At 52.2% G+C, this 14,212-nt stretch carries 9 protein-coding genes and 2 pseudogenes; 6 read left to right on the top strand and 5 right to left on the bottom strand.

Going from position 1 to position 14,212, the window contains the following annotated elements:
- Window positions 1–210 precede the first annotated feature (210 nt).
- A complete protein-coding gene (locus ACA048_RS15100) occupies window positions 211–447 on the bottom strand; it encodes a hypothetical protein (RefSeq protein ID WP_497625147.1) in 237 nt (78 codons plus the stop codon).
- Window positions 448–677: 230 nt separating this feature from the next.
- On the opposite strand from ACA048_RS15100, the gene ACA048_RS15105 reads away from it, so the two are divergent.
- Together ACA048_RS15105 and ACA048_RS15110 are read left to right on the top strand one after the other, a co-directional pair.
- Window positions 678–935 carry a hypothetical protein gene (locus ACA048_RS15105; RefSeq protein ID WP_497625148.1) on the top strand — a complete coding sequence of 86 codons (258 nt, stop codon included), beginning with the start codon at window positions 678–680 and terminating at the stop codon, window positions 933–935.
- 258 nt (window positions 936–1,193) lie between these two features.
- A complete protein-coding gene (locus ACA048_RS15110) occupies window positions 1,194–1,640 on the top strand; it encodes a hypothetical protein (protein ID WP_497625149.1) in 447 nt (148 codons plus the stop codon).
- Window positions 1,641–1,707: 67 nt separating this feature from the next.
- On the opposite strand, the pseudogene ACA048_RS15115 reads toward ACA048_RS15110, so the two are convergent.
- The 3 genes and pseudogenes from ACA048_RS15115 to ACA048_RS15125 form a co-directional block, all read right to left on the bottom strand.
- A pseudogene (locus tag ACA048_RS15115) lies at window positions 1,708–4,700 on the bottom strand (Tn3 family transposase).
- 3 nt (window positions 4,701–4,703) lie between these two features.
- The gene (locus tag ACA048_RS15120; protein ID WP_402814686.1) at window positions 4,704–5,114 is read right to left on the bottom strand and encodes a putative toxin-antitoxin system toxin component, PIN family; all 411 of its coding nucleotides are present in this window, start codon (window positions 5,112–5,114) and stop codon (window positions 4,704–4,706) included.
- Complete coding sequence (locus tag ACA048_RS15125; protein ID WP_008371006.1) at window positions 5,114–5,353, bottom strand: ribbon-helix-helix domain-containing protein; 240 nt, start codon at window positions 5,351–5,353, stop codon at window positions 5,114–5,116. Before ACA048_RS15125 ends, ACA048_RS15120 begins: the two co-directional genes overlap by 1 nt.
- Window positions 5,354–5,554: 201 nt before the next feature.
- Between ACA048_RS15125 and ACA048_RS15130 the strand changes: the two genes are divergently transcribed.
- From ACA048_RS15130 to ACA048_RS15145, 4 genes and pseudogenes are all read left to right on the top strand, one after another.
- The gene (locus ACA048_RS15130; protein ID WP_497625150.1) at window positions 5,555–6,409 is read left to right on the top strand and encodes a recombinase family protein; all 855 of its coding nucleotides are present in this window, start codon (window positions 5,555–5,557) and stop codon (window positions 6,407–6,409) included.
- 80 nt (window positions 6,410–6,489) lie between these two features.
- Window positions 6,490–6,840 carry an IS66 family insertion sequence element accessory protein TnpB gene (tnpB, locus tag ACA048_RS15135; RefSeq protein WP_497625151.1) on the top strand — a complete coding sequence of 117 codons (351 nt, stop codon included), beginning with the start codon at window positions 6,490–6,492 and terminating at the stop codon, window positions 6,838–6,840.
- A gap of 18 nt (window positions 6,841–6,858) precedes the next feature.
- Window positions 6,859–8,391, top strand: coding sequence for an IS66 family transposase (tnpC, locus tag ACA048_RS15140; RefSeq protein ID WP_497625152.1), 1,533 nt, complete (start codon window positions 6,859–6,861; stop codon window positions 8,389–8,391).
- A gap of 44 nt (window positions 8,392–8,435) precedes the next feature.
- Window positions 8,436–8,846 (top strand): annotated as a pseudogene (locus ACA048_RS15145) (IS66 family transposase); the annotation flags it as partial.
- A 179-nt stretch (window positions 8,847–9,025) separates the two neighbouring features.
- Here the strand turns inward: ACA048_RS15145 and ACA048_RS15150 are convergent.
- Window positions 9,026–13,933 (bottom strand): RHS repeat-associated core domain-containing protein, encoded by a 4,908-nt coding sequence (locus ACA048_RS15150; RefSeq protein WP_497625153.1) that lies wholly within the window; start codon window positions 13,931–13,933, stop codon window positions 9,026–9,028.
- Window positions 13,934–14,212 lie beyond the last annotated feature (279 nt).

Raw genomic sequence — 14,212 nt, forward strand, 5'->3', positions numbered from 1 at the left:
CCCCTCCATCGACGCTGACACCCGGCGCAATGGAGTAGTCGTTCAGATCAAACAGATCAAAGATCCGACTTGCAAACCCACTGCCGCCTATCCGCTTTACGCATATTGCTACTTAAATTACAGTTTTCGGCTCAAAAAAGAGCTTTGCCTATCTGTCGAAGCGGGTCTTCGATCTGCCCAGGCGCGGTTTCCATGTCGCTGCACTTAACATCAACCGGATTGATCAACGACCATTATATGTGTCAGCCCTACCAGCTCAGCCTGCTCTAAAATCTCCTCCGGCGTCGCGTCAGCAGTGGGCATAATCAAGCTGTTCTCACCATCCCCAAAATGCAGCTGTAGCAGGTGCATAGCCGCCTCATGGACGGGCAACTGAGGCTGCTTGAGTTCAAATTGATGTGTGCGAGGTTCGCCGTCGAACCGGTATTCAATCTTGTAGATGCGCATTGCTGGATCCTTCTATGGCGTCACTTACAATCTTGATCTAATGGTCAGATTATAGTTCGACTGCGGATACCCAAATTGGCTACGGAGAGGTTCATGCGACCTGATACACGGCCTGCACTCACGAGGATCCGTCAGCCCCTGGCTTTGAACTCTTCTGTCATGGCCTCCGTCTAGCACATAGATGGAGACAGAAATCAAGCTTTAACTCCCTGGCGTTAAAGGACATACCCATGACCGACCGCGCACGTTTGAATTACTTAAACGACACCCTTTTCGGCCCTATCGCTAAAACTATTGAATGCGACGTACTCATCACGCCCATCACGCCAGGTGCCTTTCAGGTACAGGTAATGTCGCCGGTGCCAGATGACCTACACAAGGCCCACTCCTTGACCATTATTCTTTCTTCAGGAGAGCGCTTGAACGGCACGGTGGCGTACGCCCGCAGACTGGAAAATGCTGATTTGGAGTTGCAGATCGACACATGAAAATCCATCGCCGCATCTAAGTTTGGGAGATCCTTAAATGAACAAACCGCGAGCTGAGATAGGGGTTCGGGGAGTAATGGAACAGAAAGTGCACTTAAACCCAGTACCTGCCCGGAAACCCGTGTGCGGCCTGGAAGGTTCGATAAAACCACCGTTCTATAAGACCGTTTCTGCGGACACCAAGAAACGCAATAAAACCCGAAAAGTAGAGCGCTTAACTCGTTTCGCTAATCAAAGTCCGACAATTGGCAGCACCGGATGGGTAAAGCGAACTTTAATCAGGGCTTACGTTGGTTTTCGGTTCCGTCGCTCCCTGAATCCCTATCCCGAGAAACTTTTCAATTATTACTGGATGTCTATCCAAGCCAGATGGATTACCAATTGGGCTTTACTTTTGCCCCAAAGGGCCAAGACATTGTGGATGATTTCTATGATGAGTTTTCCAAACATCGCCTTACGGCTTGGAATGCTGAAGCTGAAAACCAGATCCTTGCTGAGCAGGTGACAATCCAAGTCGGGAAGGAACCATTAACTCATAACGATCGCTCGGACGAAGTGCGTACGGCATCTGAAGTTGCACCTCCACCAAATTATGCCGAAACCGCCGAGCTCATTTCCAAGGTTGCCGAACTCAAGAAGATTGGGGGCTGGATTGTCGCTTTGATGTGCACTATCCTGGCCGTCCTCCTCTTCTCCAGACAGTAATTAAACTACCAGTGCCGTGCTAGCCGAGCCTGCTGCGCGTGGGTGTTGCCCGTAGTGCATGGATGGATCACCGATCATCATCGGGATTGCGCAACGGCCGCAACTCGCCTCGGGCGACCTCTTCCGGTACCGCGAAGGAGTACCGTCCCAGCATATTGATGTGCTCGAAGATCAGCGGCGACAGCCGAGCCAGATCTTCGTCCAGCACCGGGTAGCCGTGCTGCTTTAGCCGTTCCACGGCCGCCGTCATGTAGAGGGTGTTCCACAGCACGATGATGTTCACCACCAGGCCCAGGGCACCTAGTTGATCCTCCTGACCTTCGCGGTAGCGCTGGCGAAGCTCGCCGCGTTTGCCATGGAACACGGCGCGGGCCAGGCTGTGCCGGCCTTCGCCGCGATTCAGTTGGGTCAAGGTAGCGCGGCGCTTGGACTCGTCATCGATGTAGGTCAGCGTGTGCAACGTTTTCTCGATCCGCCCGAACTCGGCCAGCGCCTGGGCCAGGCGGGTCGGACGATCCCCCGTTTGCAGCGTGCGCATGATGCCGGTCGCCGGTACTCGACCGAGCTTGAGTGAGCCCGCCAGACGCAGCAGGTCATCCCAGTGTTCGGCGATCAGGTCGAGCTTGACTGACTGGCGGGCAAGCCCGTTGAGCTTGCCATAGTCCGCTTCTGGACGTGTGCGCCAGAAACGGGTACCGCCGACATCGGCCAGACGCGGACAGAAGTGATAACCGAGCAGACGGAACAGCCCGAACACCACATCACTGTAGGCACCGGTATCAGTCATGATTTGTGTGGGCTGCAACTCGGTCTGTTGTTCCAGCACGACCGCGAGCAATACCAGGCTGTCGCGCAGGGTGCCGGGCACCGTGATGGCGTTAAGACCGGAAAACTGGTCGGATATCAGGTTGTACCAGGTGACGCCCCGGGCGGTACCGAAATATTTCGGGTTGGGACCAGCATGCACGGTACGTACCGGCACGACAAAACGCATGCCATCGGCGGAGGCCACCTCACCACCGCCCCAGATCTGAGCCAGTTCCAGTTGGCTCTGCGCAGCTACCAAAATGGCATTGGCTGCTGACAGGGTGTCGTCACGGAGGTAGTTCTGGCCCACCCAGGACAGCCGGTCACGGCGCAGCGCTTGGTTGTCGTTGCGAATCAATGGCTCCAGGCCGGTGTTACAGGCTCCTCCCAAGAGCACTGCGCACAGACTCGTCACTAGGTTATCGGCCCGTGCATTGCGTTCGGACACATGGGTGAAGGCCTCAGCGAAACCGGTACGAGCGGCGATTTCCAATAGGATTTCCGGCAAATCGACACGTGGCATTAAGTCGGCCACGGCTGCACGCAGTTGCAGCAGCGAGTTGGGTTCTTCCAGCTTCTCCAACGCTCCGAGGGACAGCTCGGTTTTGCCCTCTGTATTTTCGCTCAACTGGATCGCAGGATTGTCGGGCAGGCGAACCGCGACTGCGTGCCAAGTCGCATCCAGCTCGGCAGACAAGGCGTCCAAGGTGGTTTTGGCGCCATGGTCAAGCCCAGTGAGCGACAGATGATCGGTCGCGCCGACAGCCATTCAGCACCATCGAGCAAGCCGATACGCGGGTCGGCATAACGCCAACTGGGTGAAACAAAGACATCGCGGCGGCGTACGGCGGTGCGCAGTGCATCGAGCGTGCAGAATACATAGGCGCCCATGTCGAGGGAGCCATCTTCGCGGGTGATGTGTTTCTGCCAAGCTTTGGCCACGATCTCCTGCGGCGCGTCATCCTCCGGTTTTCTACGAGGCAGGTTCAGTTGCAACCAGTCCAGACTGGCCGCCACTCCCTTGCCAGCGGGGCTGAAACCGAAGCGAATATGTTTCAATAAATCAGGAAGAAAACGGCGCACGCTGCGGTAGCGATCCTCCAGAGCGAGGTAAAATACATCGTTGGCCGGACGGATCAACGCATTGACCTCTTCCAGGGCTTTCTCCAGCGTGACACGTGGCAGGTCGTTGAACAGCCGGGCACGGACGTTGTCATCGCTGATCGTGCTATCCAGCACGACCGTGCACGCAGCGGCGAGCATTGCCGCCGAGCGATCCAGGTCTTTTAGACTACGCAACCGAGCCTTCTTGTCAGCCTTCTCCGCTCTGTTGAAGAGATCACGCAGTAGCGCCTCCAGAACTTCCAGAGCATCGTCATGCGCACTGGCTTCCAAGGAAACCGCGAATGCCACCAGCGTCGCCAACCGGCGCGACGCCGGCAGTCGATTGATGGCCGTGACCTTGGCGGTGTTGGCAAAGCGGGCCAAGGCTGCAATGCGGCTGGGTGGGATATGTGCAGCTGGCGGCAAGGCGATTCCCAACCCGCGCACATCATCCAGCCGACGCAACGCCCGAACCAGTGCGGGGCCACTGACCATCACCGGGCCGGAGCGTAGTTGATCCAGCTGGGAACTGCGGTTGCCTTCAGTCACCAGAAGCAAGTCCTGGAGCTGTTGCCGTTGCGCCTCGTTCAAGCTGCGACCCAAGGTGTACCAGAGGCGCTCTTCAACCCGGCTGCGCAGTTGGGCAATGAAACGCTCTAACTGGGAAACTCCTGGCAATAGGACTTTCTGTGTGAGCAGCCATGAGGTAGCTCGTTGAAACAGCACGCCAGGACGATCAGTGCCCGTCCAGCAGAGGGCATACAGCCATCGGCTCAAACGAAAGCCGATACCAGGGTCAGTAAAATGACGATAGCCATAGCGCTCTTGAATATCGGCCGCATGTATCCAGCGACGATGATCACTATAACGTGAAAGACAGTCAGGGGCAGAGATCACCAATTGCCGACAAAGTACATGCAGGACTTCCACCGGCACAGCCGCGGGCTTGTCCGGCAGACCACCGACGAAACGGACGGTGGTCAGCAGAACGGCATAGCCCAGGCGGTTATGGTTACCCCGCAGCACCTGGATGGCTTCACGGTCTTCATCGCTCAGGTGGAAGTAACGCTCCAGCTCTTCACGGCTGGGCGGATCGACATAGCGACCAAAGCCGTCGCGTTGCTCCTGAGTCAGAAAACCAACCGGCATCGATCACAGTACCTCGGCACAGAACACGGCGGGGGTAACAATCCGCGTGCGTTCGATATGCCCGCGCTGCAAGAGGCCAGCGCGGCGATCACCGGTTACCAGGTAGTCCGCATTACCCGCCAAGGCCATGGCCAGCAGAAAGGAGTCATCCGGATCATCGGCTTCAATCTCGATGGTCAAGCGCTCCAGCACCATCGCCCGTTGCAGGTTATTGATCATGGCCCCCACTTTGGCAGGCTGAAGGATGGCCTGAAGCTTGGGGTAACGACTGGCACGACGAATTTCATCGAGCTGTGCTCGTGAGGTCACAACCTCGAAACGGGCCGCACGCCAGGCCCGATAGATTGCATCAGGAGCACCATGTGGTGAGATCAGCGCACTGAACAGGATGTTGGTATCCAATACAACCCGCATCAGCGCTTACGTGCCCAGTCGAGTGCTTCTTCAACTGCTTCGGTCAGTTCTGCCTCACTCAGATGGGCATTGGAAGCCTTGGCCTGTTCGGCGCTCAGTTCCAGGATGTGTGCCCGCACCGCTTCTTCGATGAAGCGCGAGAGGTCGCCCTTACGGCCACCGCCTTGGCTGGCCAGAAACATACGAAGCGATTGGTCGGTGTCGGTGGAGACGGCGACGTTCCAGCGAGTGGTGTTCATGACTTTTTCCAATGATGAGTGTTTGTGTGTTTATACACCTGCTCCTTGCTGCGCCGCAATAGTTCGATAAAACCCTCGTTTTATAGAACTTTAACGGAAGACCTGTCCAGGTCTGAGTTAGCTCTCATTATGGTTTTAAATACTGGTATCGTTAATCAAGGTTCTATTTTCAATTTCTCTGTTGAGTAAACAGTACTTTTGATGAAAATTGGCTATGCAAGGGTGAGCACTCGGGATCAGAACGCTGACCTCCAGATCGATGCTCTGAAAAAGGCAGGGTGCGAGCGGATTCATCAAGACGTTGCCAGTGGCTCAAAAAGCGCACGTCCGGAATTGGATAAATTATTGGCTCATGTGCGGGCCGGTGATGCCTTGGTGATTTGGAAGCTGGATCGTCTGGGACGTTCGCTCAAGCACCTGGTGGAATTGGTCGGTGAATTGGCCGCTCGCAACGTTGGACTGCAAAGTTTGAATGACCCCATCGACACCACTCACGCACAAGGCCGCTTTGTGTTCAACCTGTTCGCTTCGCTGGCAGAGTTCGAGCGCGAATTGATCCGTGAGCGCACACAAGCAGGCTTGTCCGCTGCACGGTCACGTGGTCGAGTCGGTGGCCGTCCGAAGGGGCTGCCCGCTCAAGCGGAAGCGACGGCTATGGCCGCAGAAACGCTGTACCGAGAGGGTCGGCTAAGCGTGAGCGCCATTGGCAAGAGACTGCACATTTCCAAAAGCACGCTTTACCGCTACCTCCGGCATCGCGGCATAACGATCGGCGCATCTGCAAAAATCTCCCAGCATCTTGGCATAACAGCCCCACCGGTAGTGGACGATGCCGAACGGATCGCGACGGTCATATTGCGTCTGGCCGTCGAGAACAACAGTAAGTTCGTGCGTGGCAAAAAGCGGGCAAAGGAGAACATCGAGCGTTACTGCCTGGAACCCTATGGCATGAAGCCGCTGGAGTCGGGCAACTACGCGCTGAGCATCCCATATCGCAACGATGAGGCACTGGATAAGACGGTACATGATCTGCTGACCGAGATCAGTCAAGAGTAAGCGCTCCATAAACCCCACATTCAAAGCGCTTAGCTGATCCCGGATGCTGTGCTCCCGATTCCCTCAGGAGCTAGCTCGCCATGATGCGACCCGATGCCAAAGTCGAAAAAGTGTATCTGTACCCCAAGCCAGTGGACTTCCGAAAATCCATCGACGGCTTGGCTGCGCTGGTCGAGTTGGATATTAAAGTCGCCGTATTTGACCCGGTGCTTTTCGTTTTCCTCAACAAACCCCGCAACCGAGTGAAGATTTTATATTGGGAGCGCAACGGCTTCTGTCTTTGGCTCAAGCGCCTTGAGTCCGAGCGATTCAAAACATCGCCTGACGCCACCGACGAGGCGATCGTTCTGACCGTCCAGGAACTCAACTGGATGCTCGATGGCTGGCGCAACCGTCCTCACCAAGTTTTGACGCCGCGATTCGTAGCCTGATTCGGTATAATCCAGGGCATGAACTCCTTGCCCGAAAGTCTTCCTGATGATCCTGTTTTGCTCAAGCAAATGCTTGGGCAGATGCTCGACGAGCGTCAGTTGGACAAGGGAAAGATTGTTCAACTGCAAGAGCAGAATGCCCTTTTACTTCAGCGTTTGTTTGGGCGTAAGTCCGAACAAACGGTCGACCCGGCCACGCCTCAGCTGCCCCTTTTCAACGAAGCGGAAAGCATCGCTGAACCTGTCGGCGAAGATGCTGACGAAGAGGTCGTCGCACCAACCAAACGCCGTGGTAAACGCAAGCCGCTGCCTGCTGACCTGCCACGCATCGAAGTCATCCACGAACTTCCCGAGCATGAACTGACTTGCGTCTGCGGCTGCCGCAAACACGCGATTGGCGAGGAAGTCAGTGAGCAACTTGAAATCGTTCCGATGCAGATCCGCGTGATCAAGCATGTTCGTAAAGTCTACGGTTGCCGCGATTGCGAAACCGCACCGGTCACGGCGGACAGGCCCGCCCAACTGATTGAAAAAAGCATGGCCAGTCCCAGTCTTCTGGCGATGCTGCTGACCACCAAGTACGTGGACGGTTTGCCGCTTCACCGCTTTGAAAAAGTACTTGGGCGCCACGGCATCGATATCTCGCGCCAGACCCTGGCGCGCTGGGTTATCCAGTGCGGTGAACACTTCCAGCCGCTGCTGAATTTAATGCGCGATAGCCTGTTGACCAGCCAGGTCATCCACTGTGATGAAACTCGCGTACAGGTGCTGAAAGAACCTGACCGAGAGCCGAGCAGCCAGTCTTGGATGTGGGTGCAAACCGGCGGCCCGCCAGATAAACCCGTGATCCTTTTTGACTATTCCACCAGCCGGGCGCAGGACGTACCGACGCGCCTGCTCGAAGGCTATCGTGGCTACGTCATGACTGACGATTACGCCGGTTACAACGCGCTGGGCGCGCAAGCCGGGGTGGAGCGTCTAGGATGCTGGGCCCATGCTCGTCGCAAGTTCGTTGAAGCCCAAAAAGTGCAGCCCAAGGGCAAGACGGGGCGTGCCGATATCGCGCTGAACCTGATCAATAAGCTCTACGGCATCGAACGCGATCTCAAGACCAGCGGCGACGCAGAACGTAAAGTCGGTCGTTATGAACAAAGCCTGCCGGTACTTGCTCAGCTGAAAAGCTGGATAGAAAAAACACAACCGCAGGTCACCGCTCAGAACGCCTTGGGCAAAGCCATCAGCTACCTGGCGAGCAACTGGAAAAAGCTGGAACGGTACGTCGAAGAAGGTTATTTGCCGATCGACAACAATGCAGCCGAACGCGCGATCCGCCCCTTCGTTATTGGAAGAAAGAACTGGCTGTTCAGTGATACGCCCAAAGGCGCGACGGCCAGTGCCCAACTTTACAGTTTGGTCGAGACTGCCAAAGCTAACGGCCAAGAGCCCTATGCGTGGCTGCGCCACGCACTTGAACGCCTGCCGATGGCTTCCTCGGTTGAGGATTACGAAGCTCTTCTGCCGTGGAACTGCTCGCCCGCATCGGTTAGCTGAGCGCTCCGCCCACTTTGAAGTCGGTGGGGTTCATGGAGCGCTTACGTTATGAACAAAGCCTGCCGGTACTTGCTCAGCTGAAAAGCTGGATAGAAAAAACACAACCGCAGGTCACCGCTCAGAACGCCTTGGGCAAAGCCATCAGCTACCTGGCGAGCAACTGGAAAAAGCTGGAACGGTACGTCGAAGAAGGTTATTTGCCGATCGACAACAATGCAGCCGAACGCGCGATCCGCCCCTTCGTTATTGGAAGAAAGAACTGGCTGTTCAGTGATACGCCCAAAGGCGCGACGGCCAGTGCCCAACTTTACAGTTTGGTCGAGACTGCCAAAGCTAACGGCCAAGAGCCCTATGCGTGGCTGCGCCACGCACTTGAACGCCTGCCGATGGCTTCCTCGGTTGAGGATTACGAAGCTCTTCTGCCGTGGAACTGCTCGCCCGCATCGGTTAGCTGAGCGCTCCGCCCACTTTGAAGTCGGTGGGGTTCATGGAGCGCTTACGAACGAACGGGTGATTCGGGCTACCTCTATTTCAAGCCCGTAGACTTCCGAAAGTCTATTTCTTACAGGAGTGAGAGCACGGAGAATAAAAATTCTCCGACTCTCACTGTTACACTACTGCCTCAGACGTTTTTTTACCGTATCCCGTACAAAAACGCTTTCATTCCCCAGGCCCCTAAAGTATTCAACACATTGGTTCTGGCTGCTGCAAAACCACTTTGTGGGAGGAATGTTGTAGCGCCAGCCATGCTGGTACCTGGATGGGTAACCCCTCTAAATCCTGTAACTGAACGGTTTAGTACATTAGCCAGTCGCTGTGCCTGAGAGGCGTACTGCCCTCCCACGGAACTATAGCAACTTGCTAACGTTACCGGGCCAGTACCTTGTAAAATTGGTCTTAACCTGGTTGCTAGCTGTCCGCCAGAATCCAACCATCCCGAGGATCCTTGCGTAACGAATGGTGCTCCCTCGGCAACTAGTTTTGAAGTCTTCTGGTAGTACTCCATGGGGCCGTATGCTACCCCCCCCAAAGTTTGGGCGCTGGATCGGGCGCCCCCGATACCTTGTACTGCCCGCTGATGAAATGTTGCTGCAGATCGAGCAAAGCTTGTTCCGATGGCTGCAACACCAAAAGCCAGCGATGCATATCCCAAGTTCTTCGAAAGTTCTTCGTTGTCCTCGGTGGCATAAGACGCGATACCTAACGCTGAAGAGGTTGCGCCCAGCACCCCGCCTGCAATAGCCAAACCTCCTGCCAATGTCAAGAGCGTTCCCCCCGCGATGGCGCCGACGACGGGTATAATGGAAAGGAGTATGCCTGCAACACCTAGACCTATCCCCCATTGGGCGGAATAGCTCAAATGCCCACTTGGGTCAATGTTATTGATCGGATCGAGATTACAGTATTGATACCGATTGACACCCGCCACCCCAAAGGGACTTAAACTATCTTTGGCAAGAAATGTTTTAAGCGTGGGGCTATAAGGGCGATAGCCGTTGCCGAGAATGTAAGTGCTGGAAACAGCATCAAATAAACAGCCGTTAAATCCAAGGGTGTTGCGCTCAAAGAGTTTAAGGTTATCAATATTTGTGCTCGTGACATCCGGAGAACGAACCCCGTAGTCAGAGTACTCATAATAAGCACTGGATACTTCGTTTTCTCCGACGTTACCTGGCGTAAACGTCTTGACGCACCGTACCGTTCCGGTTGAGTCAGTAGCAAACAGTTCAAACGTTTCTACTGTGCCGTGTACGATGTAGCGGCCAATAGTGATCTCACCCACTCTAAGGTACAAGGTCTTCACATCACCGCAAATCTCACCGATCAAATCATCGCCATCATACAGATAAATAATTCTGTCATTCCCACTGACAATCTGACTCAAGCGTCCCGACGGCTCATAGAAATAATCGTGAGTAGCGTTAGCGCGGGAAACCGCGGCAACCCTGCTTGCTGCGTTGTACCTGATCGTGCGCCCGTCGACATCAGTAATGTTGCCCATGGAGTCTGCTGGAATGGGGCTGTTGTGATCATTCACCCTGATACTACAAGGGCGATCCTGATGATAAGTGTATGCCACAGCAGGCTTTGCACTTTCCGTTGCGGATTTAAAGCGCAGGCCTCCCGCAAAATCATATATTGTATCCGATTCGAAAACGTTATCACGATTGATGCTGGATCTTTTTAATTTCCCGTATACCGATTGATAAGTGTAAAAGTGACTTTCCCGGGGGCTCCCTGCTCCCTTTGCAATGTGCCTGGAAATAAGGCGTTTACGATTATCATGGTAATTTTCAACCTCCAACATTGTTGTCGAACCATTCGCTTTTGTGAGTCGCGTCGTTCGTCGGTTTTCCATTCCAAACATATCATACTCAAAGAGCATGCTCGATAAAACTGGATCGTCGTCCTGTAAGTTACGAGCAAATTTTTCTGAGAGGAAAGTAATGTCGCCGATATCGCCGTCGGGATTGTATTGGATGTAAACTGAACCGATCCCACCATATGTCTTAGCTATAAGATCTCCGTTGGAAGCGTAGCGGTAATGCTCATTTAATCCCATGTGGTTAACAGTGCTTTGCAGTCTTTTTCCGCTAGCCGAATAATATTTAAGCTGCTGTGTCGTAACGGGTTGATCCGCTCCGCTATCATGAGTTGTCAAAATCCGGCTGGGTAATCCTTGTTGGTTATAACTATAGGTATAACCAACTTTGTCGCCAGACATGACGACTGGCCAGCCCGTTTCCCTTGAGTATTGGTGTGTGAATGTCGCCGAGCCTCCACCATCAACAATTCTTGCAGTATTCACAAGTGATGTCACTGGATCAAGGGTCTCCGTGATATAGGATGTACCCTCCTGCCCTTCATAATACACTTTTGACGGCGTATCAAAATAAGGTTGATCGTAAATGAAGCGCTGATTGTCCTGCCGAATCAATCGGCCAAATCCATCGAATGTTCTTGCTGAATCCAGAATGGTATCTTCAACGTCCGCCAATCGAGTCTTGCTATCCAATGAGATTGCAAGATGCATGTTCTGAATATCCGAAGAATACGTATATCGTGTAATGTTTTCTCGCTCAGGGTCGAGCGCACCTTGAGCGGTTTTCGTTATGACCCTGTCGAACAAATCATATACAAATACGTCACTTCCTCCGGAAGTGTGAGTGACTATTTTTTTGCGATCAAAGCCATCATACATGTATCGCTCCAAAACAGTTTCAATGCCATTTATTTCGGAAGTCAGACTAACAAGCAAGCCTGAGTTGTTGAATTGTTTAATATAGGCGGGTTTGTTTTGATATTGAGAGCGTTCAGTATTTAACGCTAGATTTTTCTGGAGGCGTTGAACGGCCCCATTTGAGAAATGGATCTCGGAGGGCTGTCTCATGCTGTAAAAATATTGAGTCTCATTCACGCAGGTGCGTGCTGGAAGATTCGGGAAATCCGTTGTGTCATACTCGGTATCAAAGATAACCAAATCGGCACTGTTGTACTGTATTTTTCGTGTGCAGTATGGAGTGGTATCGCCGGCTGGAATTTCTAGTGAATAGCTAAGTAAGTTATTGAAATTAATGTAACTGATATGCCTCATACCGTCAGGCTTTGTAATGGTTACTATGTTTTGGTACTGATAGGTTGCATCAATGTATTGATAGGTCTCGTAGGTATAGCACTCTGTACGTGCCCATTCAGTTCCCGCAAAGTCAGTTTTTGAAGTGATGCGCTTAAGGTCATCATGAGTATAGATGGTAGTCGCCCCGTTAAAGTCTACTTCCCTGAGCACCAAACCTTTTGTGATATCCACTATTTTCGAATTGTTAAGACTCAAGGTCGATGCGACTTGTTCGGTGCGTATGCTCGCTTCTTGCCCACTCAACGCATAATAGTGGTTCTTGACATAAGAGGTGCCGACGAACTCTTTTGCCAAAAGTCCTACAAATATTCGATGGGTGGTGAGCGCCATCTCGGCATCGACATACTCATGAGATCTAATAACTAACCCGTTCTGCTTTTCCTCCATAACAAGTACCATATTTGCTATCCGGCTCCCAGCGACCTCAGGTCGTGAGTAGGGCAGACCTGCAACACTTGCATAACGAAACTCCATCAACTTAACATCGGTGTTGACAGGGGCGTCACTTGGTCTGGTACGGATTCTTTTTATATAGTTTACGAACTGACCAGGATCTGGAGGGCAGTGACCTGGTTCGCCGCTTGAAGGGTAGTAGTCATAAAAAGTTTCAATGCCTGATGCGTTCAAGCTATTTAATAAATTGCCCTGTGAATCAAATATACGGCTTTCGGTTAAAATTCTGCTTTCAATCTCGCCTTCAGAATTTATGTTTCTATACTCAGTCGATGATGTCCACCAGAGTGAATAATTGCTCGGTTGCTCATATATGTCCGCGCGTGATACCAGTGAGTACGTGAAAGTTTTAACCGATCTAATGCCGTTGTCTAAAATGTTTTTGCATGTCTCGCTTACCAATAAGTGGAAGCGATTGTATTCTCTAATGTACTGGATATCGCTGTGTTTTTCTGTGACAGTGTAATGATAGTTGTCCGTGCGCAAGATACAATTGTCTGTATTTGGCAGCATCGCGCCACCCATAGATGATGAATACCCTGTATAATTATGAGGGGAATACTCATATGAGATTGTTGTTCTATCACCTGCTGCCGCTTGGTGTTCCCCTGTTACCTCTAGCAGACTCACGACCTGGAGGAAATCAGTGTTCGAACAGGGAATAGGGTTGTAAGTGAATTTTTGCACTTTTCCATTTGGGGTGATTATTTTTGATACCCAGAGTTCATTGCCTGATTCAATATATTCGAAGCGTGTTGTCAACGCTTCGTTATTTGGGAGCGAAACACTTTTTAATCGATAACTTTGAATGTCAACTTGTTCTAAAACAATTCTGGTGGTGGCGACTACCACCCGGCTGACAGTTTTTGTGATGAGGATGATCTTTTCTGAACTAGAATCGCTCCCGGAGCGATTGATATTAATGCTGTTCCCCAGCCCATCATTTACGGCCATGAGGCTTTCATAACTGGCACCGGTATCTTCATAGATAAAATCAAGGAAGTGCCCGCTGGCGGAAACAATTTTGGTTAATTGCCCACCATAATTCATATACTCAACGGTGCCATTTTTATGTGTTATGACATACCCGCTGAGGAGACTTGACCCAGAGTCAAACACTTTTTCGATCTTGCAGTTATCCAGCCTGCGGTATACAAGACGATTTGCAGTTGGGTCATATTTCTCGATAGACCCATCACTAAAATAGATGACGCCAGCTCTTGTATCAATTCGTGGGACATTGAGAGTCCAGATGTCTGCGATAGTATGAGCGTCAAGACTGATTTGACCCGGCTTGGATAAAAGGCACAAACTAAAAGCTGCCGGAAATTTAAGGCCGCTGCTGAGATCTGCCAGTGGTATCGAGATGTCCACTCCGCCTGTTCTTGGGTTCACAGAGGATGTCAGAGGTGAAAGGTTATCTGCTTGCGAAAATACTTTAGTAACGCTCATTGCTTAATACCTATTTGTTGTTTTTATCGTTAAATTTCGTTTGTATAGGTGTTAAATTCTGCGTAGGATTTTGCTACTTCTTGTGTTGCAGTTGTAATCGGCTGTTTCAAACGTTCTGTACGGCCTGGAATTCGACCCATTATGGAACCGCCGATCACCCGGGGCTTTAACTTTGTCAGCCCATTAAATACGGAAGGATACATTGGCCGAGTCATGTCGTGCGGCCGTACTTCTGTCTGAGTTTAAGATCATGCATTGAGCGAGCGCCTGTCAATTGGC

Source organism: Pseudomonas sp. LBUM1659 (genome assembly GCF_059716045.1).

Coding starts and splice junctions, on each gene's coding strand:
- ACA048_RS15100 (WP_497625147.1), bottom strand. CDS start 447: ATGCGCATCTACAAGATTGAATACCGGTTCGACGGCGAACCTCGCACA.
- ACA048_RS15105 (WP_497625148.1), top strand. CDS start 678: ATGACCGACCGCGCACGTTTGAATTACTTAAACGACACCCTTTTCGGC.
- ACA048_RS15110 (WP_497625149.1), top strand. CDS start 1,194: ATGGGTAAAGCGAACTTTAATCAGGGCTTACGTTGGTTTTCGGTTCCG.
- ACA048_RS15120 (WP_402814686.1), bottom strand. CDS start 5,114: ATGCGGGTTGTATTGGATACCAACATCCTGTTCAGTGCGCTGATCTCA.
- ACA048_RS15125 (WP_008371006.1), bottom strand. CDS start 5,353: ATGAACACCACTCGCTGGAACGTCGCCGTCTCCACCGACACCGACCAA.
- ACA048_RS15130 (WP_497625150.1), top strand. CDS start 5,555: ATGAAAATTGGCTATGCAAGGGTGAGCACTCGGGATCAGAACGCTGAC.
- tnpB (WP_497625151.1), top strand. CDS start 6,490: ATGATGCGACCCGATGCCAAAGTCGAAAAAGTGTATCTGTACCCCAAG.
- tnpC (WP_497625152.1), top strand. CDS start 6,859: ATGAACTCCTTGCCCGAAAGTCTTCCTGATGATCCTGTTTTGCTCAAG.
- ACA048_RS15150 (WP_497625153.1), bottom strand. CDS start 13,933: ATGAGCGTTACTAAAGTATTTTCGCAAGCAGATAACCTTTCACCTCTG.